The organism is Streptomyces sp. NPDC044571, assembly GCF_040647115.1.
In the GTDB taxonomy this organism is placed as follows: domain Bacteria; phylum Actinomycetota; class Actinomycetes; order Streptomycetales; family Streptomycetaceae; genus Streptomyces.
In genome coordinates, this window is the sequence record NZ_JBEZBN010000004.1 from 142,065 (window position 1) to 168,778 (window position 26,714).

The following is a 26,714-nucleotide window of genomic DNA, read 5'->3' on the forward strand; positions in this document are numbered from 1 at the left end:
CTCTGGCTGAATCGGGGCATGACACCCGGTCCCGCCCCCGGTCCCGAGGGCCCCGACGCCCCGGCCGAGCGCGTCGGCAGCCCTGACGAGCTGTCCGCCGTGGCCCCGCAGCTGCGCGCACTGCGCCGCCGCGCCGGACTCACGCTGGAGGCCGCCGCCGCGCGGGCCCGGCTCTCGCCCGCCCACCTGTCCCGCCTGGAGACCGGGCAGCGCCAGCCCTCGCTGCCGCTGCTGCTCGGGCTCGCCCGCACCTACGGTACGACGGTCTCCGAGCTGCTCGGCGAGACCCCCGCCGTCGCCGACCCCGTCGTACGGGCCGGCGGCCCGGGCGCCCGGGAGGCCGACGGCTGGACGTACTGGCAGGCAGGCGGCTCCGGCCGCGGGATGCAGGCCCTGCGGGTGCACGTGCCCCGCGGCCGGAGCCAGGGCGAGCTGGTCCGCGTCCATCCCGGGGAGGAGTGGCTCTACGTGCTCAAGGGACGGCTGCGGCTGCACCTGGGGGAGAGCGAGTACCTGCTGGAGCCCGGGGACAGCGCGCACTTCGACTCACTCACCCCGCACCGGATCGGTGCGGCCACCGCAGCAGGGGCCGACCTGCTGTTCGTCCACACCCTGCTGCAGGCCGGCCTCGCCGGCCTGTGCCTCGGCGGCGGCAGCACCGGCACCGCTGCCGGCCCGGCCCCCCGCCCCTGACAGCCAAGGAGCCCTTCCGTGCACATGCAGTCCAAGTTCCCCCGCGGTCTGGTGATCCGGCTGATCGCGTACCTGTTCGTCGGTCACCTCTTCGCCTTCTTCGTCTATCTGCTGTTCGTCCTCGGCGCCCGGAACCAGTGACGCGGGCGGGGGAAGTTTCCCTTCGCGGCTCTAGGAACCTGCAGGCCCTGTCGCTACCCTCCGCGCATGATTTCCACGGTTGTCTGGGGTACCGGCAACGTCGGCCGTTCGGCCATCCGTGCCGTAGCGGCCCATCCGGCGCTGGAACTGGCCGGCGTCATCGTGCACCACCCGGACAAGGTCGGCCGCGATGCGGGCCGGCTCGGCCAACTCGACCACGACACGGGGGTCCTGGCCACCGACGACGTCGAAGCGGTGCTGAGCGCACGCCCGCGGGCCGTCGTGTACGCGGCGTCCGGGGACGTCCGCCCCGACGAGGCGCTCGCCGACATCACCCGGGCGATCCGGGCCGGGGCGGTCGTCGTCAGCCCCGCGCTGTACCCCCTCTACGACCACCGCAACGCCCCGCCGGAGTTCCGTGACCCGGTGGCGGCCGCCGTCGCCGAGGGCGGCGGCTCGCTGTTCGCCTCCGGAGTCGACCCCGGCTGGGGCAACGACGTACTGCCGCTGCTGCTCAGCGGGCTGGGCACCACCGTCGACGCCATCCGGTGCCAGGAGATATTCGACTACTCCACCTACGACCAGCCGGACTCGGTCCGCCTCCTCGTGGGCATGGGGCAGCCCATGGCCTACGAGCCGATGATGCTCATGCCGTCCGTCCCGAGCATGGTGTGGGGCGGGCAGATCCGGATGATGGCCCGGGCCCTCGGCGCCGAACTCGACGAGATACGCGAGACGGTGGAGCGCCGTGCGCTCGACACCACCGTGCGCACCCGCACGATGGGCGCCTTCGAGGCGGGGACCCAGGGCGCCATCCGCTTCGAGGTGCAGGGCATCGTCGGGGGCGAGCCGCGCATCGTCATCGAGCACGTCACCCGCATCCACGCCTCCTGCGCCCCCGACTGGCCGTCGCCGCCCGACGGCGGCGACGGCGCCCACCGCGTGATCATCGAGGGGCGCCCGCACATCGAGGTCACCGTCGAGGCCGTGGACGAGGGCGAGAACCGCTCCGCGGGCGGGAACGCCACCGCGGTCGGCCGGCTCGTGGGCGCCATCGACTGGCTGGTGGAGGCCCCTCCGGGCCTCTACGACGCCCTCGACGTCCCCCTGCGCCCCGCCATCGGCAAACTCGGAAGGAAACCGTCATGAGGATCGACATACCCGAGGGGCAGCACCCGATCGAGTACGTGTGGGGCGACATGGTCCCCGGGATCGGGATGGCCGCCGCCAACTTCTCACTGTCCGTGTACGCGCACACCACCCTGGGGCTGCGCGAGTTCGAGGCGGCGCGGCTGCGCGTGGCGCAGATCAACGGCTGTGTGTTCTGCCTGGACTGGCGCACGGAGCGGGACGGGGAGAAGGTCGAGGAGGAGTTCTCCGACGCCGTCACCGAGTGGCGCACCACGGACCGCTTCGACGAGCGGACCCGGCTGGCCGCGGAGTACGCGGAGCGCTACACCCTCGACCACCACAACCTCGACGACGCGTTCTGGGACCGGATGACCGCCCACTACAGCCAGTTGGAGATCGTGGAACTGACGATGAGCATCGGCTCATGGCTGGCCTTCGGACGGCTGAACCACGTGCTGGGCCTCGACAGCGTCTGCGCACTGCCGGGGCACTGAGCCGGGTCACCGGGCGCCGCGGCGGCAAGGGTTCCGGGGCCGGTCGGTGCGTTCCGACGGCCCCGGCTGCTGTGCGGTTCGCCCGGAGGACACAGATCAGAGATCACAGATCAGAGATCAGTGGCGATGATCGTCTCGATGTTGCGTTCGGCGAGCGCGGTGATGGTGACGAACGGGTTCACGCTGGTGTTTCCGGGGATCAGCGCGCCGTCGATCACGTAGAGGCCGGCGTAGCCGTACAGGCGCCCGTAGTTGTCGGTGGCCTTGCCGAGGACCGCGCCGCCGAGCGGGTGGTAGGTGAGGTGGTCTCCCCAGATCTTGTAGCTGCCGAAGAGGTCGGTCCGGTAGATCGTGCCCTCCTTCGAGTTGATCTTGTCGAAGATGGTCTTGGCCATGTCGATGGAGGGCTGCTTCCACGCGGTCTGCCAGTTCAGCTCGACGGCACCCGACGCCGCGTTGTACGTGAACTCGGCGCGGTGGGGGTTCTTGGTGATCGACAGGTAGAAGGAGGCGTAGGTCTCGATGCCGGTCGGGAGCGGTGCCACCTCGGCGAACGCGCCTCCCGCGTCCCAGTTGTCGATGCCGCCGCAGGGGATCGATGCCTGGATCTTTCCCGTCGGGTCCCACATGTGGTTCGCCCGCCCGCACATGACGTTGCCGTTGTCGCCCCAGCCCTTGCCGATCTCGCCGTTCAGGGCGGGCAGCGCGCCGGTCGCCTTGAGCCGTACGAGCAGCTTGCTGGTGCCGACGCTGCCGGCGGCGAAGAACACCTTGTCCGCGGTCACCGACTTGGTGGCCGTGGTGGTCCCGGAGGTGTCGATCCGGTCGATGACGACGGTGTAGCCGCCCGCCGTCGCGGGTCTGACCGAAGTGACCTTGTGCAGGGGGGAGATGGTGACCCGTCCGGTGGCTCTGGCCTGGGCCAGGTAGGTCTTCTGCAGGGACTTCTTGCCGTGGTTGTTGCCGTAGAGGATCTCTCCGGCCACCGCGGACTTGGGGGCCGTGCCGGCGGCCTCCTGCTTCATGTAGTCCCAGTCGTACACGTCGGGGACGAAGACGAACGGGAAGCCGGAGCGCTGCGCGTGCTTGCGGCCGACCCGGGCGAACTGGTAGCAGTCGACCGTGTCGAACCAGGCCGGGTCGACGAGCCCGACCCCGAGCCCCGCGTTGGCGCGCGGGTAGTAGGTGGCGTACATCTCCTGGGCGTCCACCGTCGGCAGGATGGCGGCGAAGTTCGACCGCCTCGGGGTGACGGCCATCCCGCCGTTGACGAGCGAACCGCCGCCCACACCGCGGCCCTGGTAGACGATGATTCCTCCCATCTCCTCGGCGTCCAGGATCCCGGTGTAGCGGGGGACGTCCTTGTCGATCGGGAAGCCGAGGAAGTTGCTCAGCGGCTGCTTGGTCCTGGTCCGCAGCCAGTACGCCCGCTGGTCCGGGCTCGTCGTGTTGCAGAAGATCTTGCCGTCGGAGCCGGGGGTGTCCCAGGCCATGCCCATTTCGACCATGTGCACGTCCACGCCCGCCTGGGCGAGCCGGAGGGCGGCGACGGATCCGCCGTAGCCCGTGCCGATCACCAGGGCGGGTACGCGTGCGCCGTTCTCGATCGGGCCGGCCGTCGGGTTCGTGGCCGCCCGCGCGGGCCCGGCCGCGACCTGACCGGCGAGCACGGCAGCGCCGGCAATGGAACTCGTTCTTGCCATGAATCCACGACGGGAGATCCCCTTGGAGCCGTTTTCGTGCAGGGCTTTGTCACTCATGTGACGTTCCTCACTCTCGGCGGAATGGGAACGAGTTCTACTGCTGCCCGCATGTGAAGTCACTACATACGTCTAGGTAACTTCCAGCCGGTCACGTGACGGAAGGACGGCCCTGCGGGCGCCGGACCCAACCCAGTACGAGCAGGGACGCGACCGCCGCGAAGGCGCACCAGGTGGAGGCGAATTCCAGCCGCCACAGCGCTGAGCAGGCCAATGCCCCGACCGCCAGCACACCGCCGAGGAGCCGCAGGCGCCGGTCGCAGGCGAGCAGCAGGGCGCCGAGCGTGGCGAACAGGTAGCCCGCGAGCACCAGCGGCATCCACGGAACATTCACGCCGTAGCCGACGATGTGACCCCGGATCTCGGCGCTCGCGGTCAAGGTCGCGAGGCGGTACGAGAGCACCGCTGCGGTGGCCAGGCCGACCGCCGCCGCAGCCCGCAGTCGGCGGGGAGCGCCCGGCCCGGAGGCGAGCAGCACCCCGAGCGGCACCCACCCGGCCAGGACCGGCAGGGCGATCACCGCCCAGGCGGTGGTGGCCGCACCCCGCCCGCCGCCCGCGTGCCACACGGCGGCCTCCACCAGCTGGTGCACCCCGAGCAGCACCGGCAGGGCGGCGAGGGGCAGATCGCGGGGGCGGCGTACGCGCGTCACGCAGGCGACGCCGACGGCGGTGACGGCCGCGCCCGCCACCAGATCCGCCGTGGCGCTCCAGCACATGGCGCCGCTCCGCGCCCTACCGCGCGCCCGGACCCGGCGCGCCCGGGCCGGCCGCGCCCGGCTTCGGCGGGCCCTCGTCCGCCGCGTGCCGCGGGGGTTCCAGCGGCGGGGCGTTCACGGCGCAGTACGTACGGCATTCCGGGTGGCAGGCCCCCGGCGCCGGCCGGCGTACGGTGACCCAGGCCACGGCGGCGCCCAGGACCATCGCCCCGGCGCACCACACCATGGCCCAGCCGAAGGCGTCGTCGAACAGCTCGGCCGAGAGGTAGGCGTCGGGGCCCATCCCGGCCAGCAGCGGCAGCGCCGCCACCGCCAGCAGGCCGGCGGCGCGCGCGGCCGCGTTGTTGATGCCACTGGCCAGGCCCGCCCGCCCCGGGTCCACCGAGGCCAGCACGGTCGCCGTCAGGGGTGCGACCAGCGTCACCAGGCCCATGCCCATGACGAACATGGCCGGCAGGACGTCCCGCACGTACGAGGCTCCCGGGCCGACGCGCAGCATCAGCAGGATGCCGCCCGCGCACAGCAGCGGCCCCACCGTGAGCGGGATCCGCGGGCCGATCCGCTCCCCGAGGGCCCCGGACCGGGCCGACAGCAGCAGCATCAGCACGGTCGTCGGCAGCAGCGCGGCGCCCGCGGCCAGCGCTGAGTACCCGGAGACCACCTGGAGCTGGAGCACCACGAGGAAGAAGAATCCGCCGATCGCCGCGTACACGCACAGGGTGACGAGGTTGACGGCGGTGAACTGGCGGGAGCCGAAGATCGAGGGCGGCACCATCGGATCGGCCCGGCGCCGCTCTACCCGCACGAACACACCGGCCAGGACCACACCGCCGACCGCCGCGCACACCACCGGCACGGTGGCGGAGCGGGCCTCGATCAGCGCGTAGGTCAGCAGGGCGAGAGCCGCGGCTCCCAGGGCGGCGCCGACCACGTCGAAGCGCCCGTGCGCCGTCGGATCGCGCGACTCCGGTACGTGCCGCAGGGCGACGGGCACACACGCCGCGGCCAGCGGCACGTTCAGCAGGAACACCCACCGCCAGCCGGGCCCGTCCACCAGCCAGCCGCCGAGGAACGGCCCCACGGCCGCGCCCACCCCGCCGAACCCGGACCACAGACCGACGGCCCGCGCCCGGTCCTCGGACCGGATCGACCCCTGGATCAGGGCCAGCGATCCGGGGGTCAGCAGGGCGCCGCCGATGCCCTGCAGGGCCCGCGCGGCGATCAGCACCCCGGCGTTCGGGGCGATCCCGCAGAACAGGGAGCCGGCCGCGAACCACACCACCCCGAGCACGAAGACCCTGCGCCGCCCGAACCGGTCCCCGAGGGCGCCGCCGACCAGGATCAGCCCGGCGAGGGTCAGCAGATAGGCGTTGACCGTCCACTGGAGCACGGCCAGGTCGGCGCCGAGGTCCCGCCCGATCCGGGGGAGCGCCACGTTGACGACGGTGGAGTCCAGCAGCGCCATGCTCGACCCGAGGACGGTGGTCAGCAGGATCCAGCGCCCCCGGGCCGACGCGAGCGGGACATCGGGCTCGCCGGGCGCGGGATGGGTCATGCCTTCAGGCTCGCCCGCCCGGCGCGGAAGGGCCACCGCGGGGCGGCGCAACACGGCTCATTTGGCCCCCTTGTTGTGTCCATGGCAATTCCTTCACCATGACCGCGCACCTCACCCACGTCCTGTCCGCACATCCCGCACACACCCGCACCCGGCGTACGAGGAGACCACACATGGCCCCACGCAACAGACGACGACGCTCCCGTTCCTCACGAGGCTCCTCACGGCCCTTGCGCGCGGCGCTCGCCGCCCTCACCGCGGCCCTGCTGCTGCCGGTCGGCGCGGGTGTCGCGGCGGCCGCGCCGGAGCCCGGCCCCGCCCCCACCGCAGCCGAACGCAAGATCGAGCCGAAACTCCGCGCCCAGCTCGACGGCTCCGCCAAAGCCGTGTTCTGGGTCTACCTCGACAGCGCGGCCGACCTCGGCGCCGCCGCCCGGCAGCAGACCCGCGCCGCCAAGGCCGAAACGGTCCTGCGGACCAAGAAGGACCATGCCGCACGCACCCAGGCCGGGCTGATCAACGCCCTGGACGGGGCGAACGCCGAGTACACCTCGTACTGGATCGTCAACGCCGTCCGCGTCGTCGGCAGCGAGAAGCTCGCCGGCACCCTCGCCCAGCGCCCCGAGGTCTCCCGGATCGACGCCGACGACAAGGTCGAACTCCCCAAGCCCGCCGAGGGCAAGCGGGAGCAGGCCGGCGCCGACGCCGTCGAGTGGAACATCGACCGGATCAAGGCCCCGCAGGTGTGGGACCAGTTCGGGGTCCGAGGCGAGGGCATCGTCGTCGCCAACATCGACAGCGGGGTCGACTACACCCACCCGGCCGTGAACCGCCAGTACCGCGGCAGGAACGCCGACGGGACCTACGACCACAACCACAACTGGTTCGACCCGGCCGGCGTCTGCGCCGGCGCGGCCCCCTGCGACAACAACGACCACGGCACCCACACCATGGGCACGATGGTCGGCGACGACGGCGGCGCCAAGACGGGCGTCGCGCCCGGCGCCCGGTGGATCGCCGCCAAGGGCTGTGAGACCAACTCCTGCTCCGAGGCCTCCCTCCTCGCCTCCGGCCAGTGGATCGTCGCCCCCACCGACCTGAACGGGCAGAACCCGCGCCCCGACCTCGCCCCGCACATCGTCAACAACTCCTGGGGCAGCTCCACGCACGACGACTGGTACCAGCAGATCGTCGACACCTGGCGCGCCGCCGGAATCTTCCCGGCCTTCTCCAACGGGAACGCCGGCCCCGGCTGCGCCACCAGCGGCTCGCCCGGCGACTACGCGAACTCCTACAGCTCCGGCGCCTTCGACATCAACGGCGCCATCGCCTCCTTCTCCTCCCGCGGGGCGGGCCCGGCCGGCATCGTCAAGCCGAACATCGCGGCCCCCGGCGTGAACGTCCGCTCCTCCGTTCCCGGCGGCGGATACGAGGCCTTCTCCGGCACCTCCATGGCCTCACCGCACACCGCCGCCACCGTGGCGCTCCTGTGGTCGGCCGCGCCCGCCCTCGAAGGCGACGTCGCCCAGACCGAGGCCCTGCTGAACGGCACCGCCCAGGACACCGACAACGGCCAGTGCGGCGGCAACGCCGCCGACAACAACGTCTTCGGCCAGGGCAAGCTCGACGCACTCGCCGCCGTGTCGGGCGCCCCGCGCGGCGCGGTCGGCGCGCTGGGCGGCACGGTCCGCTCCGGCGGGACCCCGGTCGCCGGCGCCAAGGTCACCGCCACCGGACCGATCTCCCGCACGACGACCACCGCGGCGGACGGCAGCTACGGCTTCCCCTCCCTGTCGGTGGGTGCCTACACGATGACCGCCTCGAAATTCGGCTACGGCCAGGAGACGGCCACGGCGACGGTGAGCGAGAACGCCACCGCCACCGGCGACTTCACCCTCACCCAGGCCCCCTCCGGAAAGGTGACCGGCACCGTCTCCTCCGCCGCCGGACCCGCCGCGGGCGCCACCGTCACCGTCACCGACACGCCGGTGACCGCGACCGCCGACGCGCAGGGCCGCTTCGAGCTCACCCTGCCGCACGGCACGTACGAGGTGCGGGCGGCCCACTCCTCCCGCTGCCTCACCGCCGGCAGCGCCCAGCTCGCCGTCGCGGGCGACGCCACCGTCGCCGTCACCCTGCCCGAGCGCACCGACGGGTACGGCTACGCCTGCGCCGCTTCGGGCGGCCGCCCGTACCCGGCAGGGGACCGGCAGCTCGCGCTGACCGGTGACAACACCACGGAACGCGTCGACCTCCCCTTCCCGCTGCCGCTGTACGGAAAGACGTACGGGCAGGCCTGGATCGGGACGAACGGCACGGTCAGCTTCGGCGGTGCCCACACCGGCGACATCAACGGCGCCCTCCCGAGCGCGGCCACGCCGAACGCGGCCCTCTACCCCTTCTGGGACGACCTCGTCGTCGGCGCGCCCGGCAGCGGCTCGGGCGTCTTCACCGCCGTCACCGGAACCGCCCCGCACCGGCAGTACGTCATCGAGTGGCGCGAGGTGGCCCACTGGTCGGCGCAGGGGGACAAGTTCTCGTTCACGGCGGCGATCGGCGAGGACGGCACGGTGACGTACGCCTACAAGGGGACGGGCGGGACCGGCATCAAGGGCGGCTCCTCGGCCACGATCGGCGTGGAGAACGCGACGGGCACGGACGCCTTCGCCTACTCCTTCAACACCGCCGTCCTCAGCGACGGGCTGACCGTCTCCTTCCGCACCACCAAGAGCGGCGTGGTCGCGGGCCGGGTGCTCGACGCGAACGACGGCAAGGGCGTCGCGGGCGCCACGGTCACGGTGGGCGCGGGTGACACCGCCGTGGCGGCGACCACGGCGGCGGACGGCGGCTACGTCGTCCAGAGCCCGGCCGGGGCCCGCACGGTGTCCCTGACCGCCCCCGCGTACGAGTCCGCGCAGTTGGCGGTCGACGTCGCACCGGCCGCCGTCACCGTGGCCGACCGGGCGCTGCGCACGGGCAGGGTCACGGCGTCCAAGGCCGCGCTGGAGGTGGTCCTCCCGGCGGGCCAGAAGCGCACCCGCACCCTCGACCTCACCAACCCGGGCCTCGGCACGGACTTCACGGTGTCCGAGGACGCGGCCTGGCTGACGGCCACCCCTGGCACGGGGAACCTCCCCACCGGCGGCAAGAGCACGCTCACCCTGAACGCGGACGCGGCGGGCCTGGCGCCCGGCACGGTCCTGACCACCGACCTGAAGATCACCTCGGCGAGCGGGCGGTCACCGGTGCTCACGGTGTCGGTCAAGATCGTGGTCCCCCGCTACCAGGTCGCCCTGGACGCGGGCTCCGCCTCCCCGTCCACGGACGTCCTGGGCGACGCCTGGTCCGCGGACCGGAAGTACACGGCCGGCTCCTACGGCTACCAGGGCAACTCCTCGGTGGAGTCCACCGGCCGCACCATCGCGGGAACGGACGACCAGCGGCTGTTCCGCAACGCCCGCGAGGGCATGTACGCCTACCGCTTCGACAACGTCCCGAACGGTACGTACACCGTGGAACTCGGCTTCGCCGAGCTGTCCTCGACCAAACCGAACAAGCGTGTCTTCGACGTCCTGGCCGAGGGTGCGCAGGTGCTGCCCTCCCTGGACATCGCCTATGAGGCGGGCACGTACACCGCGCTGACCCGCACCTACACGGTCACCGTCACGGACGGGGTCCTCGACCTCCGCTTCGTGACGCACACCGGCTACGGCAAACCCCTGCTGAACAGCCTCCGGGTGACCGACCGCCCTGACCGGACCTCCTGACGGGACCCCCTGACCGCAGCGTCGGGGCCGGGGCATTCGAGTGGCCCCGGTCCCGGCGCGCGGCGGGGTGGTCCCGGCGGGCGGCACGGGGCGGTTAGCGTCGGGGACCATGACGCTTGAGAGCGGCGCGGTCGATCGGATCGGGACCGTACTGCGGTCCGCGGACCCCGGCGCCGTATGGGCGGTCGGGGGCCCGGAGGGGATGCAGGCCGGGTCGGCGAACCACGCGGACGAGGCGCCCCCCTTCGACGTCGGCGCGCTGACCGCGGTCCTCGCGCTGTGGCCCGTGATCGGCAGCCTCGTCGCCGAGAAGAGCCTGCGCCTGCACACCCCGCTCACCGCCTACGGGGCCGAAGCCGGCCACGGGGCCGTCGGCGCCACCACCGCCCACCACCTGCTCACCCGCACCGGCGGCCCCCCGGACCACACAGCCGCCCTCACCCGCCTCGCCGAACACCTCGGCGGCACCGCCCTCGCCGAACTCGCCGCCACCCGGATCTGGCACCCCCTCGGCATGACCGGCACGCGCTTCGCCGGCGCCGCCCTGCACGCACCCCTCGCCGACCTCGTGCGCTTCCTGAGCCACCTCCTCTCCCCGGCCGACCACCCCGTCACCCGCTCCTGGACCACCGAGTCCCTCCGCATCCGCACCGGCGAACTCACGCCCGCCCGCGGCCTCCTGTGGCACCCCGCCCCGCAGGGCGTCTGGTACCACGGCGACTCCTCCTGCGTATGGGTCTCACCCCGCCTGCACCGCTGGGCGCTCCTGCTGCCGACCCGCCCCCCGGGGCCCCTGCGCGCCGCCTTCCGCGAGGCGGCCTTCGCCCGCCCTGCCACTCGCTGAACCGGGGGCCCGACCCGGTTGGGCCGTTCCCGCAGGGCGCTCGCCCCGGGGGCGACGTACGGTGAGCTGGAAGTCACCGACCGTTGGTCCCGGCTGCGCGGAGGGATACGGATGCGCACGCTTCACGAGGCCGCCCTCGGCGTACTCAGACGCCCCGGCGGGCACGGCCGCGACCCGTCCAGGGCCGGGCCCGCCGTCACGGCCGGTCCCCGCGCGGCGGGGGCGGCGCGGGCCGGGCGCGCCGAGACCGTACGGTTCGTCGCCGGCCGCGCCCTTCCGCTCCTCGGCCGCGGCTTCGCCGGCCCCCGGCCGGTCTTCTCCCCCGGCACGCTGCGCTCGCTGCGCGCCCGCCACGGCGGAGCCCCCGTCCTCGTCCGCAGGCTGACCGGGAACGTGCTCGTCCTCCTCGACCCGCAGGAACTGCGGCAGTTCTACGCCGAACCCGCCGGGGCGGTCGGCGGCCCGGTCCCGCCCGCGTGCGGAGCCCTCCACGCGGTCCTCACGGAGGAGGCCCGGCAGCTGACCGCCGGTGCAGTCCTGGACCTCGGACGGGTACGGGATGCCGTCGCCCGCACCGCCCGCCGCATCGTGCTCGGTGACGGGGCCGGGGCCGCCGAGGAGTTCCTCGCCCGGGCCGGCCCGCTGCGGCGGAGGGACCGGGCACGGGCGGCGCCGGCCGACGCGCACGCCCTGCCGGCCCGGGCCACCCGGCGGCTCGCCGCGGTGGACGCCGCGGGCGCCGCGGAGGCTGCGGTCCGCCCGTGGCTGCGGGCCATGGACACCATCCCCGCGACCGTGCTGCGCACCCTGCTCCTGCTCGGCAGCCACCCCGCGGAGCAGGACGCCGCGGCGGCGGAGGCCGCCGCGGGCGGCGCCCCGGACGAACTGCCCCGGCTGCGCGCCTGCGTCCAGGAGACGCTGCGCCTGTATCCGGCGGTGCCCGACCTGATCCGGGTCACCCGCACGGAGACCGAGTGGCGGGGCGTGCGCCACCCGGCGGGCACTGCAGTGCTGCTGCCCGCCCACTTCCACCAGCGCGATCCCGAACACGTGCCCGCCGCGCACGTCTTCGTACCCGGCCGGTGGAAGAGTCCGGGCGCCGACCAGGACATCCGGATGTCCCCCTTCGGTCACGGCCCCGGCCGCTGCCCCGGTGACCGGCTCGGTCTGCTCGTCACCACCGCTCTCTGCGCCGAGATCCTGCGCCGCGCGCGCATCTCCGCCGTACGGCCGGTGCTGGACCCGCCGGGACCACTGCCGACGGCGCTGGACCCGCGCGGGATCCGGCTCACCCTCACCCGCCGCTGACGCGGCTCCCGTCCCGACTACCGCCCCGCGAGGATTCCATGTCCGACGCCGCGACCTCCCCGTCCACCGACCCGGACGTCGAACTGCTGGACGCCTTGTGCCGCGAGCTCGCCGAGGCCGCCGACGCCGTCGGTGAAGCCTCCCTCTACGCCTCGCGGCTGGCCCTCGGGCCCGGCCTGCGGGCCCATCCGGGCCGCCACGGCCGGAGCCGGCCTCCCGGCCGCCGACCTGCCTGGCGCACCCTGCTGCGCCTCCTCACGGATCCCGCCGGCCTGGGCTGGGCCCCCCGCGGCCGCGGGGTGGCACGGGCGGGCTGGCTCGCCGGGGTGCTCACGGGCCGCGAGAACCTGGCCGTCAGCCTCGCCGTCTGCGGGCTGAAGGCCCGGATCCGGGCAGCGCGCGTGGACCGCCCCGAACTGCTGGACGACCCCGAGGCGGCGGCCATCCTCAGGGCGGTCGAGCAGGACGGGCAGGCCGCGGCGGTCCGCCTGTTCCGCAAGGTCCTGCGGGAGCGGGGAGCCGAGCGGGCCTTCGCGCTGCTGGCCTCCTCCTTCGCCGACCTGCTGGCCTGGAACGCGCTGACGGACACGAACCCCTTCAACGACCATGCCGGCTGGCAGGTGGCAACCGGCCGTGCCATGGCCGCGGAGCCGCTCCTCGGCCTCGGCGCCGCCCTGCGCGCGCTCTTCGACCGCGACCGCAACACCGGCGGGCGCACGATCCCCGCCCGCAGCGCCGGGCACGCCGGATGCGTCCACACCATGGGCCTCATCGGCACCGGCGGCATCCTCCTCGTCCAGCCGTGGCGGAACCGGTGAGCCCCGCGCCCCGGCTGCGTCCGCGGCCGCCGGACCCGTCCCTCGGCCTGCGCACCCACAGCGCCGCCCTGCGCGCCCACGCGGAGCGGCTGCGCGCGGCCGTCGAGGAGCTGGGCGGCCAAGGCCCGCAGGGCGACGCCCTCCGGGCCGAGGTCGCCGCCCTCGCCGACCGCTGCACCACCGCCGCGGACGGCTTCGCCCTGGCGGCGGCCCAGCTCGAAGCGGGCCGCCGGCGGAGGCCCTGACCGTCACTCCTTCTCGGCGGGCAGCGCGGCCAGCGCGGCCAGGGCCCGTGCGGTGATCTGCTGCGGTGACCCGGAGACGTCGACGACGACCCCGGGTTCGTCCTCCTGGAGCGGTTCCAGCGCGGCGAACTGCGAATCCAGCAGCGCGAGGGGCATGAAGTGACCCGTCCGCCCGGCCATGCGCCGCTCGATCAGGGGGCGTTCGCCGTGCAGGTGTACGAACACCGCGCCGGGCGCGGCGGCGCGCAGCCGGTCCCGGTAGGCACGCCTCAGCGCCGAACAGGCCACGACCGCACCCCGGGGACCCCGCCGCGCCCGGATCCAGTCGCCGATGGCGTCCAGCCACGGCCAACGGTCGGCGTCCTCCAGGGGGATCCCGGCGGACATCTTGGCGACGTTGGCCGCCGGATGGAAGGTGTCGCCCTCCGCGTAGGGGACGCCGAGCGCCTCCGCGAGCAGGCGTCCCACGGTCGTCTTCCCCGTGCCGGACACCCCCATCACCACCGTCACCGCCACGGCGACCCGGTGCACGGGGCCGGGCGGGGTGTCGTCGTCCATGGCGCTGATTGTCGACGTTCACCCCGCTTGGAGGTCAACCGGTGCGGGGGTCAACCGTGCGGAGGCCGACCTGCCGCTCAGGCCCCGACCGCCGTGCGGGGCGTCGTCTGCTGGACCGACCAGCGGTTGCCGTCCGGGTCGGCGAAGTACACGAACGAGCCCCAGGGCATGTCCTGGATCCCGCTCACCTCGATGCCCCGGCCCCGCAGGTCCGCATGGGCCTCCTCGATGTCGGCGACGACGACCTGGAGGTTGTCCAGCGAACCCGGGGCCATCCGGGTGAGGCCCATGCCCAGCGCTATCGAGCAGGCCGACCCCGGCGGGGTCAGCTGCACGAAGCGGAGGTCCTCGCTGACGGTGACGTCGTGATCGGCGTGGAACCCGACCCGCTCGTAGAAGGCCTTGGCCCGGTCGACATCGGTGACGGGGACGATGACCAGTTCCAGTTTGATGTCCATCGGCTGCTCCACGGTCGGCTGCTCCACGGTCGGCGGGTGCCCGGCGCGCGGGCCTGTCGGCATCATGCGCCCGCAGCGGGAACCGCGCCGCCCGGCGGGGCATCGGCCGCCGCCGCCTCGGCCGCCGCGAACTGGGTCCGGTACAGCTCCTCGTAGCGCCCGCCCGCGGCCAGCAGCTCGGGGTGGGTCCCGCGTTCCACGATCCGCCCGTCCTCGACCACCAGGATCAGATCGGCCGCCTGCACGGTCGACAGCCGGTGCGCGATCACCACCGCGGTGCGCCCCGCCAGGGCCTCGCCCAGAGCCTCCTGCACCGCCGCCTCCGAGGTGGAGTCCAAGTGCGCGGTGGCCTCGTCCAGGATCACCACCCGCTGCCGGGCCAGCAGTAGCCGGGCGATGGTCAGCCGCTGCCGCTCGCCGCCCGACAGGCGGTAGCCGCGTTCGCCGACGACGGTGTCCAGCCCGTCGGGGAGCGAGGCGACCAGCCCGTCCAGCCGGGCCCGGCGCAGCGCCTCCCAGAGCTCCTCCTCCGTCGCCCCGGGCCGCGCCAGCAGCAGGTTGGCCCGTACCGACTCGTGGAAGAGGTGCCCGTCCTGGGTGACCATGCCGAGCGTCTCGCGGATCGAGTCCGCCGTGAGCTCCCGTACGTCGATCCCGCCCAGCCGGACCGCGCCCGCGTCGGCGTCGTACAGCCGCGGCAGCAGCTGCGCGATGGTCGACTTGCCGGCGCCGGAGGAGCCGACCAGCGCGATCATCTGGCCCGGTTCGGCGCGGAACGACACCTCGTGCAGCACCTGCGTGCCGCCCCGCGCGTCGAGGGTCGCGACCTCCTCCAGGGAGGCGAGCGAGACCTTGTCGGGGGAGGGGTAGCCGAAGGAGACCCGGTCGAACTCCACGGCCACCGGCCCGTCCGGGACCCGGCGGGCATCCGGCCGCTGCTCGATCAGCGGCTTGAGGTCGAGGATCTCGAAGACCCGTTCGAAGCTCACCAGGGCGCTCATCACCTCGACCCGGGCGCCGGCGAGCGCCGTCAGCGGCGCGTAGAGCCGGGTCAGCAGCAGCGCGAGGGCCACGACGTTCCCGGCGTCAAGGGTCCCGCGCAGCGCGTAGTACCCGCCCAGCCCGTAGACGAGCGCGAGGGCGAGGGCCGACACCAGGGTGAGCGCGGTGATGAACGCCGACTGGGCCATCGCCGTACGGATGCCGATGTCGCGCACGCGGGCGGCGCGGGCCGCGAACTCGGCCGACTCGTCCGCCGGGCGCCCGAAGAGCTTGACCAGGGTGGCGCCGGGCGCGGAGAAGCGCTCCGTCATCTGCGTCCCCATCGAGGCGTTGAGCGCGGACGCCTCCCGCTGCATCGCGGCCATCCGCGCTCCCATCCGGCGGGCGGGCAGCACGAACACCGGCAGCAGGACGAGGGCCAGCAGGGTGATCTGCCAGGAGATGCCGAGCATCACCGCCAGGGTCAGCAGCAGGGTGACCGTGTTGGCGACGACCCCGGACAGCGTGTTGCTGAACGCCCGCTGCGCGCCGATCACGTCGTTGTTCAGGCGGCTGACCAGCGCGCCGGTCCGGGTGCGGGTGAAGAACGCGACCGGCATCCGCTGGACGTGGTCGAAGACGGCGGTCCGCAGGTCCAGGATCAGCCCTTCGCCGAGGGTGGCGGAGAGCTTGCGGGTGAGCAGCCCCAGCCCGGCCTCCGCGACCGCGATCAAGGCGATGAGCAGGGCGAGCCGGGTGACCACGGAGCTGTCCCGGCCGTCCACGATCGCGGTGACGACCCGGCTCGCGAGGACCGGCGTGGCCACCGCGAGCAGCGCGGTCACCACGCTCAGCAGGAGGAACAGCGTCAGCCCGCGGCGGTGCGGGCGGGCGAAGGCGGCGACCCGGCGCAGGCTCGCCCGCGAGACGGGCCGCCGGTCCTGCTGGGCGTTGATCGCGCTGTGCAGCGATGTCCAAGCGGTGACTTCCATGTCCATGGTCCGAACGCTAGGACCTCGACCGTGGTTGAGGTCAATGGCCGGTTGAGGTGAGTGGTCCCGGTCCGGATGTCAGCGGGGGGTGCCATCATCGGCGGATGACGCAGGGAGCAGAGCCCGACCACTCCGACCACCTCCACCGGCCGGCCGTCGACACCGCCTTGCACCGCTTCGAGCAGTGGGCCCGCAGGGCCCCTCGGGCGCGGGCCGTCATCGCCGGACCGGACAGCCTCACCTACGGACAACTCGACGCCCGGGCCAACCGGTTGGCGCACCACCTGCTCGCCGCGGGTCTACCGCAGGGCGGCCTCCTGGCCATCGGCACCGCCCGGCAGGCCGAGCTCGTCACCGCCCTCCTCGCCGTCCTCAAGGCCGGGGGCAGCTACGCGGTCATCGACGTGGAGCACCCGCGCACGGGGCAGCAGCAGCTCGCCGCCCTCACGCCCCGTGCGCTGCTCACCCACACCGCCCACCACGCCGGCCTCGACACCGGAGGGGACCTGCGGGTACTCCGCCTCGACACGGAAGCGGCCGCGATCGCCGACCGGCCCACCGGGCCGCCGCCGCGCACCGCGCCCGCCGGCCCGGCAGCCGTCCTCTTCACGAGCGCCGTGTCCGCCCGCCCCGTCCCCGTCGGCCACGCCCGGCTGCTCGCCGCGTACGAGAGCTGGGCCGAGCTGGGCCGGCTGACCCCCGAGGACCGGCACCTGATCACCCCCGGAGCGGATCTCGCCGCCTTCGCCGCCGGATGGACCCGCGCCCTGTGCTCGGGCGGGGCCCTGGTCCTTCCCGGCCGCTCGCCCTGGAAGCCCGAGGAGATACGCCGGGCCGTCGAGGCGGAGCAGGTGGACGTCCTGCACACCGACCCGGCCGGAGCGGCCCGGCTGCTGCTGCGCGGGCAGCAGGCGCCCGGGCGCGGCCGGCCGGACCCGGCCCTGCGCTCGCTGCGGCTGGTCACCGTCACCGGGGACCGCCTCTTCCTCGACGAACAGGACGCCCTGCACGGCAGCCTGCGCACCGGCGCCCGCGTCGTGAACGTCTACGCGCTCGCGGAAACCGCCGGCACCGGAACCGGCTCCGAACTGTCCCAGCTGCCCCGCCCCCTGGACGACCCCGAGGAACTCTGCCTGATCGGTACCGCCTTCCCCGGCTGCCGGGTCGAACTGCGCGGCGCCGAGATCCACTTGACCCCGCCCGACGGGGGCGACCCGATCCCCACCGGCGACCTCGGGCGGCTGCGCCCCGACGGGCTGCTGGAGTTCACGGGCCGGATCCAGGACCGGATCACCACCGGCGGCCGCGAACTGGACCCGCACCCGGTCGAAGCCGCCATCCGGGGCCACCGGGCCGTCGGTGCCGCGCTCGTGGCCGAGACGGAGACCAGGCCCGGCCGGCGGCGGCTGGTCGCCCACCTCGCCCCGCCGGCCGGCGCGCAGGCCCGGTCCCCGGCCGCCGACCTGCCGGACATCGAAACGTTGCGCGACCACCTGGCGGGCAAGGTGCTCCCGGCGCAGACCCCGGACGCGGTGTTCCCGCTCCGGGTCCTGCCCCGCACCCGCGCGGGCCGCGAGGACCGGGCCGCCCTGGCCCAGCCCCGGCAGGGCGAGCCGGGGGAGGGGGCCGCCCGCAGCGGGGGCAAGTACGCGGCCGCCCGTGGCGCAGAGCTCCCCACCTCCTGCGCCGTGGGCTGCGGGGCCCTCGGAATGGGCGTCGCCGGCTTCGTGCTCTACCTGCTGACGGGCGCGCTGTGGCCCGGGTCGACCGACCTGACCGGGGTGCCGGGTCCCTGGGCGTTCCTCTTCTTCGTCCTCTACCTCTTCGAAGGCGCCGCCTTCGCCGCCGGGCTGGCCTTCCTCTTCACGGGCCGCCGGGCGATGCTGCGCCACGGCCGCGGCCGGGCCCTGACCACGGCCGCACACCTGGCGGTGGTCTACCTGCTGGTCGCCTGGTGGCCCCAGGACAACTTCTACCGCCTCGCCGACAAGCGGGACTGGCCGCTCCAGGCCGCCCTGGTCTACGCCTTCAACATCCCGCTGATGATCGCGGCGGCCATCGTGGCCCACTTCCTGAGCCGCAGGCCCGCCCCGCCCTCCGACGACGGGGAAACCCCCTGAACCCGGGTCCGCCCCTGCGCGATGATGCGCGATGATGTTGCCTACTATCGTGGGTAGTTGACGTGCGGATCCGGTCTGGGGGGCCTTTCCTGTGAACGATGCGGTCGAGTTGGCGGACATGATCACGCAACTGCGCCGGGAGCTGAGCCGGGCCATGTCCGACGGCGAGGACTCCGACCTGAAGTTCAAGGCGGAGCGCGTGGAACTGGAACTGACCGTGGGAGTGGAGCGGACCCGCGAACCGGGCGTGAAGGTGAGGTTCTGGGTGTTCGACGCCGGCGCCTCGGCCAAGCACTCGGCCACGGTCACCCAGAAGCTCACGCTGACGCTCCAGCCCGTACGGGCGGACGCGCCGGAGCAGATGGCCCTGATCTCCGGGGACGAGCTGCTCGGTGAGGACTGAGGCGCCCGCCGGGCGCGGCGGACTGGACCCGCACCGCATCGCCGAGGTCATCGTCACCACCTCCGCCGGAGGCGGGCGGCGCGGCTCGGGCTACCGGGTCGGTGACACGGCGGTGCTGACCGCCTTCCACGTGGTGGCGGGGGCCGCGGCGGTGCGGGTGCGGTTCGACGCCGACCGGCCGGGCCAGTGGGCGGCCGGGGCGGAGCTCGCCTGGTCGGATCCGGCCACCGACGTGGCGGTGCTGACCTTCACACCCCCGGCGGGCGCGGGGCCCGTTCCGCCCGCGCGGTTCGGCCGCATCGGCGACGACCGCCATGCCGTCATCGACGTCCACGCGGCGGGCTTTCCCCTGTGGAAGCGCCGGCGCGGCGCCGACGGCAGGCAGTTCCGGGAACTGCACCAGGCCGACGGGACCGTTGCCGCCCTCTCCAACCTGCGTACCGGCACCCTGGAGATCACGGTGCCGGTGGCCGCGGCCGACCCCGATCCCGCCGTGTCACCGTGGTCCGGCATGTCCGGGGCCGCCGTATGGGCCGGGCCGTACCTCGTCGGGGTCGTCGCCGAACACCACCGCGGAGAAGGGCTGGGCCGGCTGACGGCGGTCCGTGTCGACCACACGCTGCACGGGGTCGCCGAAGCCCGCCGGGCGGAGCTGGCGGCGCTGTTGGCGATCCCCGATCCGGCGGCGCTGCCGGACGTCGGCGCCGAGCCGCCCGGCCCGGACACACCGACCCCGCAGGCCACCGCGAAGGTCATCGGGCTGCCGGTCGCCCACGGGCTGGAGCTGTTCAAGGACCGCACCGAGGCGCGGGACCTGATCGGCCGCCACCTCGCCGACTCGGCCATCCGCATGGTGACCGTCACGGGACGCCGCGGCATCGGCAAGAGCGCCGTCGCCGCCAAGGTCATGGAGACGCTGGAACGCGGCGAGTGGCCGGGCCACGCGCAGGGGCCGCTTCCGGCGGCCCTCGTCAACCTGAGTACCCGCACCTCCGGGGTCTCCCTCGAACGCCTCTACTTCGACTGCGCCCGCGCCCTGGGCCCCGCACACGAAGCACGCCTCCTGGAGGTCTGGGCCGCCGACCGCCCCGTCCCGGACAAGATCGGCGAACTGTTCGCCGCGATGGGGGACCGGCTCTTCGTCATCCTGGTCGACAACCTGGAGGACCGGCTCCTGGACGACGGCCGGCTCGACGACGAGGAGCTCGACGCCTTCTTCGACTGCCTCTTCCGGGCACGGGCCACGCCGCGGCTGCTGATCACCTCGCAGCTGCCGCTGCGGCTCCCGCCCGAGCTGCGCCGGTTCGCCGCCGAGGTCGAGCTGTCCGACGGACTGCCGCCCGCCGAATCCGTCGCGCTGCTGCGCGAACTCGACCAGGACGGCAGCCTCGGAGTGGCGCAGCTGTCGGACGAGCAGCTGCTGCAGGCGGCGGTCCGTGTCCACGGGGTGCCCCGCGCACTGGAGCTGCTGGTGGGCGCCATGGCCGACGACACGCTGATGCTGCCGACCCTGGAGGACGTGCTGGAGGACTTCACCCTGCGCGGCGACGTGGTCGCCGGCCTCGCCCAGGACCGCTACCGGCGCCTCGGCGCCGACAGCCGCAGCGTGCTGAACGTCCTCGCGGTGCTGCGCACCCCCGCGACGCGGGAGGCGGTCGAGTGGATCGCCGGCGGCCTCGATCCCGCCCTCGACGTCACGGCCGCCCTGTCCGGGCTGCTGAGGATGCGCATGCTGTCCGTGGACCGGGGAACCCGCACGTATGCGCTGCATCCGATGGACGCCGACCTCGCCTACGGCGCCCTTCCCGCCGAAGGACCGCTGGGGCGGCGGGCGTTGGAACTGCGGGCGGCCGACTGGTACGCGCGGATCGCCCCGCCGCGCCGGGACTGGCGCACGCTGGACGACGTACAGGCGCACCGGCGCGCATTCGACCACCGGGTGCGGGCCGGGGACATGGACGGTGCCGCGCTGGTCCTCGCCGCCATCGGGGAATGGATGGTCTGGCACGGCTCCGTGCTCGCGGCGATCTCGATGCACCTGACACTGGAGGAACAAGTGACCGACGACCGGGCACGTCTCGCCCATCTCATCAGCTTCGGCCACGCCCGGTTGAGCGGCGGCCCGCTGCCGCACGCGCTCGAACTCTTCACGGAGGCCGCCGAGGTGGCCGAGCGCCTCGAAGACCGCCCGGCGCTCCAGGAGGCCGTGTTCGGCCTCGGCGACGCGCACCGGCAGCTGGGCCGCCTCCAGGACGCCACGGGCCCGTTGGCCCGGGCCGGCGAGCTGGCCCGGGAGAACGGCGACGCCGAAGCCGAGGCCCACGCCGTCCTCAGCCTCAGCCTCGCCCACAGCACCCTCGGCGACGGCGAAGCGGCCCTGGCGGGCGCCGACCGGCTGAGCGAACTCGCCGCGGCCTCGGGAGACCGGCTCACCGAGGCCCGCTCCTGGAACGCCCGGTTCACGGCCCTGCTGTCCCTGGGCCGCTGGGAGGAGACCGTCACGGCGGGCGACCGGGCCGTCCGCGCCTATGCGGCCGCAGGTGTCCAGGAGGCGACGGACTACGCGCTGAACGCCCAGGGCGTGGCCCTGCTCGCCCTGGGCCGGCCCGAGGAGGCCCTGGCCCCGTTGGAGGAGGCGCTGCGCGCGGCTTCGGCCATGGAGAACCCGCGGACCGAGGGCGTGTGCCTCTACAACACCGCCTGGGCCCAGTGGACCCTGGGCCGGTACGGGCAGGCGGCCGAGACGGCCGAGCGCGCGGCCGCCTCCCTGGAGCGCGCCGGGGCCGCCGAGGCCGCGGCGGCGCAGGCGCTCGCCGAAGCGGCCCGGGCCCGTGCGGTGCCCGCCCCGCGCGCGGCCGCCGACGCCCTGGACCGGGCCGCGGAGGGCGCCGGCCGCAACGCGGAGATGGTCCCCCCGGCCTGGCTCACCGCGCAGGCGCAGCACCTGCGCGAGGACGCCTGAGGGCGCCCCGCCGCACACTCCGGCGGCGGGGTTTCACCGGAACGGCGCACCCGGCTCCAGGGCCCGGGAACGGATCAGGGCCTCCGCCGCATCCAGGGTCCCGGCGCTGTGCGCGGCCAGCAGGGCCCCCAGCCAGGGCCGGGGGTCGAAAGCCCCGGTCGTGATCGCCGGCACGAACACGGCTCCCAGTCCGGCACAGGCCCGGGCCCACTCCCGGCACAGCTCCTCCAGCGGGGCATCGGGCAGCCGGGCCCCCAACTCCACCCGGTCGACGATCCGTACGAGGTGTCCCGCGCCCCGCAGCGCGTCCAGCCGGGCCGCCACCATGAAGGCGACGGACGGCCCGGTCAGGCGCAGGTTCGCCTCGGTCGGCGCCAGGCGTCCGTCGCCGTCGGCGACGAAGTCCACGTCGAACCAGCCCCGGTAGCCGGCCGCGGCCAGCTCTCGGCCCACCGCGCCGCCGAACCCGAGGAGCGGCTCCAGCGCCCAGGCCGGCACCACGCCGGGTCCGACCGTCGCTCCGCGGTAGCCGGAGCCCTCGACGTCCATCACCGCGCCGCCGACCTCGTGCACCCGGCCCGCCGCGTCGACGAAGCCGTCGTAGGTCAGGTCGCGTACGGCACCGGGCTCCGCCGGGCCGGACACGTACTCCTCCACCAGCAGCGGCCCCCGCGGCAGCCCGCGCAGGAAGGCCTGCGCCCCGCCGGCGGCCCGGACCCGGTCGGGCGGTGCGATCACGGTGCCCGAACCGCCTACCCCGTGCTCCGACTTCAGCACCGTGCACCGGCCTGCCTCGACGCGGGCGGCCAGCATTCCGGCCGCGGCCCGCCGGCTCCGGGCCCGCCACTGGGCGGGGAGCACGATCGCGGGATGCCCGCCGTCCGCCAGGATCCGGGCGAACAGGCCGTGCGCCGCCGCCTTCGACTCGTACCGCAGCTGCTGCGGCCGCCACGGCCACCCCGCCAGCCGCCCGAACGCGGCGGTCCGCCCCCACGGTACGAGGGGCAGCCCGCCCGAGGTCAGCAGTGCGGCCAGCGCCGGGCGGGCCCGTACGGCATCCGAGAGGCCGGGGCCCTGCTCCGCGAGCCCGTCGTACACCTCCACCCCCTCCCAGCCCAGCGGGCGGCAGACCAGCCCGATCCAGCCCCGGGACACCGGCAGCGGCAGGACCAGCGCCCCCGGCAGCGGGCTGTAGAAGGCGGCCAGGCAGGCATAGTGGTGCGCGGCCCGCTGCCCGCGGTCCAGGGAGGTGTCGGCGAACTGGGCGTTGTACTCGGCGACGTTGCCCACGTGCACCGCGGGGCCGCCCCCGGTCCAGGCCCGTGCCCAGCCGGCGAGCGGGACGGGGGCCACCTCGAAGCGCACCAGGCCCGGCGGCACGTCGTCGTGGCCGGACCCCCCGGCGGGCGCCACGGCCCCCATCGCCCGGTAGAACCCGGCGGCATGCGGATCGGCGTCGATCACCAGCCGCTCGAAGCCCAGTTCCACGGCCCGCCGCAGCGCGTCCCGGTACAGCAGCCGCCCCACGCCCCGCCCGATCGCCTCCGGCTCCACGAACAGCAGCCCCAGCCGTCCCTGCGGCGGCGACCCTTCCAAGGAGGCGAGCCCGAGGACCTCGCCGCCGGGCCCGCCCTCCTGCGCCACCACGATCCGGCGGGCCGCCAGCTCCCCCTCCCGGATCTCCAACTCGGGCGCGCACGCAGCCAGGAACGCGGCCCCGTACCCCCAGTGGGCCTTGGAGCGCAGCGCAAGCGCGCTGAGCTCATGTGCCTCCCCGGCCCGCGCCGCCCTCAGCCCGGCCATGCTCCGCCCCCCCTGTGCCTGTGCCGTCCTGCGGACTCCCCGTGGTCCGCGGGGATTCCGTGCGATAGATTCGGCCACCCCGACCACAGGTTCCCACCCGTTCCCACCCCCAGCGGAGACAGGCTTCCCATGAGCGACATCCTGAGCGGACTCGGCCGCACCAGCGCCTACGGCGCCCTCGGCCTGGTCCTGCTGATCCTCGGCATCGTCCTGGTGGACGTGCTGACGCCGGGGAAGCTCCCGAAGCAGATCTGGGAGGAGCGCAACCGCAACGCGGCCGTGATGCTCAGCTCCGCGCTCCTCGGTGTCGGCGGGATCGTCTTCACCTCGATCTGGACGACGTACGAGGACTTCGGCAAGGGCCTGCTGTCCACCGCGGCGTTCGGCCTCCTGGGCCTGGTCCTGATGGCCGTGGCCTTCCTCGTCCTGGACCTGGTGACCCCCGGCCGGCTCGGCGCCATCGTCGTCGACCCGGAGCCCCACCCGGCGGTCTGGGTCACGGCCTCCTGCAACCTGGCGGTGGCGGCCATCGTGGCCGCTTCCATCGCCTGACCCGGCGCCGGACGGCAGCCGTCACGCCCGGCCCGGCGCGAGCCGTCAGGCCAGGCCCAGCGCGAACACCGCGAACCCTGCGGCCAGCAGCCCCGCGGCCGTCCGCCGCAGGGCGGTGACCCGGGTCCACGGCTCCTCGAACCGCCGCGCGTACCGGACGAGGAGCACCAACAGGGCGGCGAACACCGGCATCCAGGCCACTCGGGCGGCGATCCAGCCGAGGCTGTCCGGAGCCGTCGTCAGGCCGGGCACCGCGCCGGCGAACGAACCGGGCACCGCCGCCGCCAGCATGGCGCTCTGATGCCAGCACAGGATCGTCATCGCGCACAGGTTGACCACGACCACCGGAGCCCACAGGGCAGGCCGGGACAGCAGCCGCGCCAGCCGGTCCCGCAGCAGGATGGCCGCCCCCGACTGCGCCGCGGCCAGGGCCAGTACGAGCAGCGACGGCGGGTGCGAGTTGGTGCGCGCGGCACCCGGCACGCCCACCACCGACACCGGGTAGTGGAAGACCAGCAGCAGTGCGGCGAACAGGGCCGTCCCGCCCGCCAGCAGCAGCCGGGCCCCGCGCCGACCGATCCGCCCCTCGCCCCAGGACACTCCGAGCTGATAGGCGAACAGCCAGCCCGGCAGGACGTTCAGCAGCGCGAGCCAGGACGGTACGGAGTCCGCGAGCGGGCCGTAGCGCAGCAGGTCCACCACCGCGACGAAGGCGATCAGGGGAGCCGCCGCCCAGCCGCCGAGACGGCGCGCCGCCCGCACGCAGTACGGGGTCAGCGCGGTGAGCACCACGTACACGCCCACGAACCACAGCGGTTGGACGACCAGCGTCGCCGCGGTCCGCAGCGTGGTCCCGGGCACCCCCGCCGCGTACAGCACCGGCGCGGCCAGCGCCCACACCGCCGTGACGCCGAGCACAGGCCGCCCCAGCCGGGCCGACCTGCCCTTCAGCCAGGCGCCGGCGGAGCTTTTCCTGCGGTGGTACGAGAGCACCGAGGCGTAGCCGCCGACGAGGAAGAAGATGCCGAGCATCTGCAGGATCCAGCCGGCGGGCGCGAGAGCACCGAACGAGGACAGCGGGCTCGCGTTGTGCAGCGCGCCCTGCGCGTCCAGGGTGAACCCGCCGAGCAGCCAGTGGCCCGTCGGTACGGCCAGCAGCGCGAGCGCGCGCAGCCCGTCGACGGCCCGGTCGCGGTGCGCGGGGGTCTGCCGGTCGATCCGCTCGGCCGTCCGCCTCAGCGGGGTCGCCACGCTCATCGGACCTCTCCCTTCGCGAGGGCGGTGAAAGCCGTCAGGGATTGGGTGCCGGGCGCGAAGTAGCCGGTGTGCCCCCGGACATCGGCGGCCGGCACCCTCCGGGCGCCGAAGGCGGGGGAGGCCGGGTCGGCGCCGTGGCCGATCCCGGCGAACTCCACGTTCGGTACGTCCGCGATCCAGTCGGAGGGTCCGCGCGCCGCCCAGACCCTGGCACGGGTGTGCAGAGCGGCGGCGCTGCCCGCGCGCATGCCGGGGGAGCCCAGGACGACGAGGTCGGTGGCGTCGGTGTGCCGGGCGGCCAGCCCGCAGACCACCGACCCGTAGCTGTGGCAGAACAGCACCGGATCGGGCGCGCCGACCGCGTCGAGCCCCTCCGTGAAACGGGCCAGCCGGACCGCGCCCGCCTCCGCGAGCCGCCCGCCCGCCGCGTCCAGTCCCACGCCGACCGGTGTGGTGTAGCCGGTCCACGCCACCACGGCGGTGTCCGCGCCGGCCGAGGCGCGCAGCGACCGGGCCATCCCGGCCGGGCCGGTGTGAGCGGCGCGCGGCGCGTCGTGGCCGGTGGCGTCGCTGTCGGAACCCGGCACGATCACCGACACGCGGGCCGCCCGCTCCAGGTCCCCGAACACCTCGGCCACCTGCCCGCGCCCCCGAGGATCGAAGGCGAGGACCTGCCGTCCCGGCGAGGCCAGCGAGGCGTAGCGCGTCTCGCCGGTCGCCAGGATCGCCTGCCGGTTCGCCTCGTACCGCAGGGCGACCGGCGCCCCGTCCAGATTGCCCACCACCAGCGGGTGGCGACGCATCAGGTCCCGCTTCCGCGCCCGGTCGAGCCCGGCGAAGAACCGCGCCACGTCGTGCGGGCGCGCGCTCGCCGGATCGGGCAGGGCCGGGCCTGAGGCGTCGGCCCGCCAGGCGGCGGCCCCCGGCGGCGGGCCGGTGACCGCCTCCCGGCGGTCGCCGGCTGCCCATCCCGCGGTGCCCGCGACCACGGTCACCGCCAGTGCGGCCGCGACCAGGGTCCTTCCGAAGCGGCGCATGCCCCTTCTCCTCTCCTCGTGACGAGGAGGAAGGTAGGAAGGGGGTGCCGGGCCGGACGTCGGACCGTGGAGCCAAGTCCGGTGTCATACCCCGGTAGGGGGTGGAGGAGACGCCCC

General features: G+C 74.5%; 22 protein-coding genes. 13 read left to right on the forward strand and 9 right to left on the reverse strand.

Annotated features, from left to right (window positions below; all coding sequences use genetic code 11):
* The first annotated feature begins 18 nt into the window (after positions 1 to 18).
* From AB0B01_RS03760 to AB0B01_RS03775, 4 genes are all read left to right on the forward strand, one after another.
* Entirely contained in the window at positions 19 to 693 is a 675-nt protein-coding gene (locus AB0B01_RS03760; RefSeq protein ID WP_361712508.1) for an XRE family transcriptional regulator, read from the forward strand.
* A 24-nt stretch (positions 694 to 717) separates the two neighbouring features.
* On the forward strand, positions 718 to 834 hold the full coding sequence (locus AB0B01_RS03765; protein ID WP_356846189.1) for a DUF6126 family protein: 117 nt from the start codon (positions 718 to 720) through the stop codon (positions 832 to 834).
* Positions 835 to 900: 66 nt separating this feature from the next.
* Positions 901 to 1,983, forward strand: a complete 1,083-nt coding sequence (locus AB0B01_RS03770) for a dihydrodipicolinate reductase (protein WP_361712510.1) — start codon at positions 901 to 903, stop codon at positions 1,981 to 1,983.
* Positions 1,980 to 2,459, forward strand: a complete 480-nt coding sequence (locus AB0B01_RS03775) for a carboxymuconolactone decarboxylase family protein (RefSeq protein ID WP_361712512.1) — start codon at positions 1,980 to 1,982, stop codon at positions 2,457 to 2,459. The genes AB0B01_RS03770 and AB0B01_RS03775 overlap by 4 nt, the downstream gene beginning before the upstream one ends.
* A gap of 110 nt (positions 2,460 to 2,569) precedes the next feature.
* Here the strand turns inward: AB0B01_RS03775 and AB0B01_RS03780 are convergent, their stop codons facing one another.
* The 3 genes from AB0B01_RS03780 to AB0B01_RS03790 form a co-directional block, all read right to left on the reverse strand.
* The gene (locus tag AB0B01_RS03780; RefSeq protein WP_361712514.1) at positions 2,570 to 4,219 is read right to left on the reverse strand and encodes a GMC oxidoreductase; all 1,650 of its coding nucleotides are present in this window, start codon (positions 4,217 to 4,219) and stop codon (positions 2,570 to 2,572) included.
* A gap of 91 nt (positions 4,220 to 4,310) precedes the next feature.
* Positions 4,311 to 4,937 carry a DUF6629 family protein gene (locus tag AB0B01_RS03785; RefSeq protein ID WP_361712516.1) on the reverse strand — a complete coding sequence of 209 codons (627 nt, stop codon included), beginning with the start codon at positions 4,935 to 4,937 and terminating at the stop codon, positions 4,311 to 4,313.
* A 16-nt stretch (positions 4,938 to 4,953) separates the two neighbouring features.
* Positions 4,954 to 6,492 carry an MFS transporter gene (locus AB0B01_RS03790; RefSeq protein WP_361712518.1) on the reverse strand — a complete coding sequence of 513 codons (1,539 nt, stop codon included), beginning with the start codon at positions 6,490 to 6,492 and terminating at the stop codon, positions 4,954 to 4,956.
* A 230-nt stretch (positions 6,493 to 6,722) separates the two neighbouring features.
* On the opposite strand from AB0B01_RS03790, the gene AB0B01_RS03795 reads away from it, so the two are divergent.
* The 5 genes from AB0B01_RS03795 (at position 6,723) to AB0B01_RS03815 (ending at position 13,474) form a co-directional block, all read left to right on the forward strand.
* Positions 6,723 to 10,259, forward strand: coding sequence for a S8 family serine peptidase (locus tag AB0B01_RS03795; protein WP_361712520.1), 3,537 nt, complete (start codon positions 6,723 to 6,725; stop codon positions 10,257 to 10,259).
* Positions 10,260 to 10,368: 109 nt separating this feature from the next.
* Positions 10,369 to 11,103 (forward strand): hypothetical protein, encoded by a 735-nt coding sequence (locus AB0B01_RS03800; protein ID WP_361712522.1) that lies wholly within the window; start codon positions 10,369 to 10,371, stop codon positions 11,101 to 11,103.
* Positions 11,104 to 11,214: 111 nt separating this feature from the next.
* Positions 11,215 to 12,411, forward strand: coding sequence for a cytochrome P450 (locus tag AB0B01_RS03805; protein ID WP_361712524.1), 1,197 nt, complete (start codon positions 11,215 to 11,217; stop codon positions 12,409 to 12,411).
* Between the two features lie 38 nt (positions 12,412 to 12,449).
* Positions 12,450 to 13,229: a hypothetical protein gene (locus tag AB0B01_RS03810; protein ID WP_361712526.1), complete on the forward strand. Its 780-nt coding sequence runs from the start codon at positions 12,450 to 12,452 to the stop codon at positions 13,227 to 13,229.
* Entirely contained in the window at positions 13,226 to 13,474 is a 249-nt protein-coding gene (locus tag AB0B01_RS03815; protein WP_361712528.1) for a hypothetical protein, read from the forward strand. Before AB0B01_RS03810 ends, AB0B01_RS03815 begins: the two co-directional genes overlap by 4 nt.
* A 3-nt stretch (positions 13,475 to 13,477) precedes the next feature.
* Here AB0B01_RS03815 and AB0B01_RS03820 read toward each other — a convergent pair whose 3' ends face one another.
* The 3 genes from AB0B01_RS03820 to AB0B01_RS03830 form a co-directional block, all read right to left on the reverse strand.
* Entirely contained in the window at positions 13,478 to 14,032 is a 555-nt protein-coding gene (locus AB0B01_RS03820) for a gluconokinase (protein ID WP_361712530.1), read from the reverse strand.
* Positions 14,033 to 14,109: 77 nt separating this feature from the next.
* On the reverse strand, positions 14,110 to 14,490 hold the full coding sequence (locus AB0B01_RS03825) for a glyoxalase superfamily protein (protein WP_361712605.1): 381 nt from the start codon (positions 14,488 to 14,490) through the stop codon (positions 14,110 to 14,112).
* A 62-nt stretch (positions 14,491 to 14,552) separates the two neighbouring features.
* Positions 14,553 to 16,469, reverse strand: a complete 1,917-nt coding sequence (locus AB0B01_RS03830) for an ABC transporter ATP-binding protein (RefSeq protein WP_361712532.1) — start codon at positions 16,467 to 16,469, stop codon at positions 14,553 to 14,555.
* A 98-nt stretch (positions 16,470 to 16,567) separates the two neighbouring features.
* On the opposite strand from AB0B01_RS03830, the gene AB0B01_RS03835 reads away from it, so the two are divergent.
* From AB0B01_RS03835 to AB0B01_RS03845, 3 genes are all read left to right on the forward strand, one after another.
* Complete coding sequence (locus AB0B01_RS03835) at positions 16,568 to 18,583, forward strand: AMP-binding protein (RefSeq protein WP_361712534.1); 2,016 nt, start codon at positions 16,568 to 16,570, stop codon at positions 18,581 to 18,583.
* 91 nt (positions 18,584 to 18,674) lie between these two features.
* The gene (locus AB0B01_RS03840; protein ID WP_361712536.1) at positions 18,675 to 18,986 is read left to right on the forward strand and encodes a trypco2 family protein; all 312 of its coding nucleotides are present in this window, start codon (positions 18,675 to 18,677) and stop codon (positions 18,984 to 18,986) included.
* Positions 18,976 to 21,948: a tetratricopeptide repeat protein gene (locus AB0B01_RS03845; RefSeq protein ID WP_361712538.1), complete on the forward strand. Its 2,973-nt coding sequence runs from the start codon at positions 18,976 to 18,978 to the stop codon at positions 21,946 to 21,948. Before AB0B01_RS03840 ends, AB0B01_RS03845 begins: the two co-directional genes overlap by 11 nt.
* Positions 21,949 to 21,981: 33 nt before the next feature.
* Here AB0B01_RS03845 and AB0B01_RS03850 read toward each other — a convergent pair whose 3' ends face one another.
* Positions 21,982 to 23,751, reverse strand: a complete 1,770-nt coding sequence (locus AB0B01_RS03850) for a GNAT family N-acetyltransferase (RefSeq protein WP_361712540.1) — start codon at positions 23,749 to 23,751, stop codon at positions 21,982 to 21,984.
* 129 nt (positions 23,752 to 23,880) lie between these two features.
* Between AB0B01_RS03850 and AB0B01_RS03855 the strand changes: the two genes are divergently transcribed.
* The gene (locus AB0B01_RS03855; protein ID WP_356846041.1) at positions 23,881 to 24,303 is read left to right on the forward strand and encodes a DUF350 domain-containing protein; all 423 of its coding nucleotides are present in this window, start codon (positions 23,881 to 23,883) and stop codon (positions 24,301 to 24,303) included.
* 45 nt (positions 24,304 to 24,348) lie between these two features.
* Here the strand turns inward: AB0B01_RS03855 and AB0B01_RS03860 are convergent, their stop codons facing one another.
* Positions 24,349 to 25,560, reverse strand: a complete 1,212-nt coding sequence (locus AB0B01_RS03860) for an acyltransferase (protein ID WP_361712542.1) — start codon at positions 25,558 to 25,560, stop codon at positions 24,349 to 24,351.
* On the reverse strand, positions 25,557 to 26,597 hold the full coding sequence (locus AB0B01_RS03865; RefSeq protein WP_361712544.1) for an alpha/beta hydrolase: 1,041 nt from the start codon (positions 26,595 to 26,597) through the stop codon (positions 25,557 to 25,559). Before AB0B01_RS03865 ends, AB0B01_RS03860 begins: the two co-directional genes overlap by 4 nt.
* Between the last annotated feature and the right edge of the window lie 117 nt (positions 26,598 to 26,714).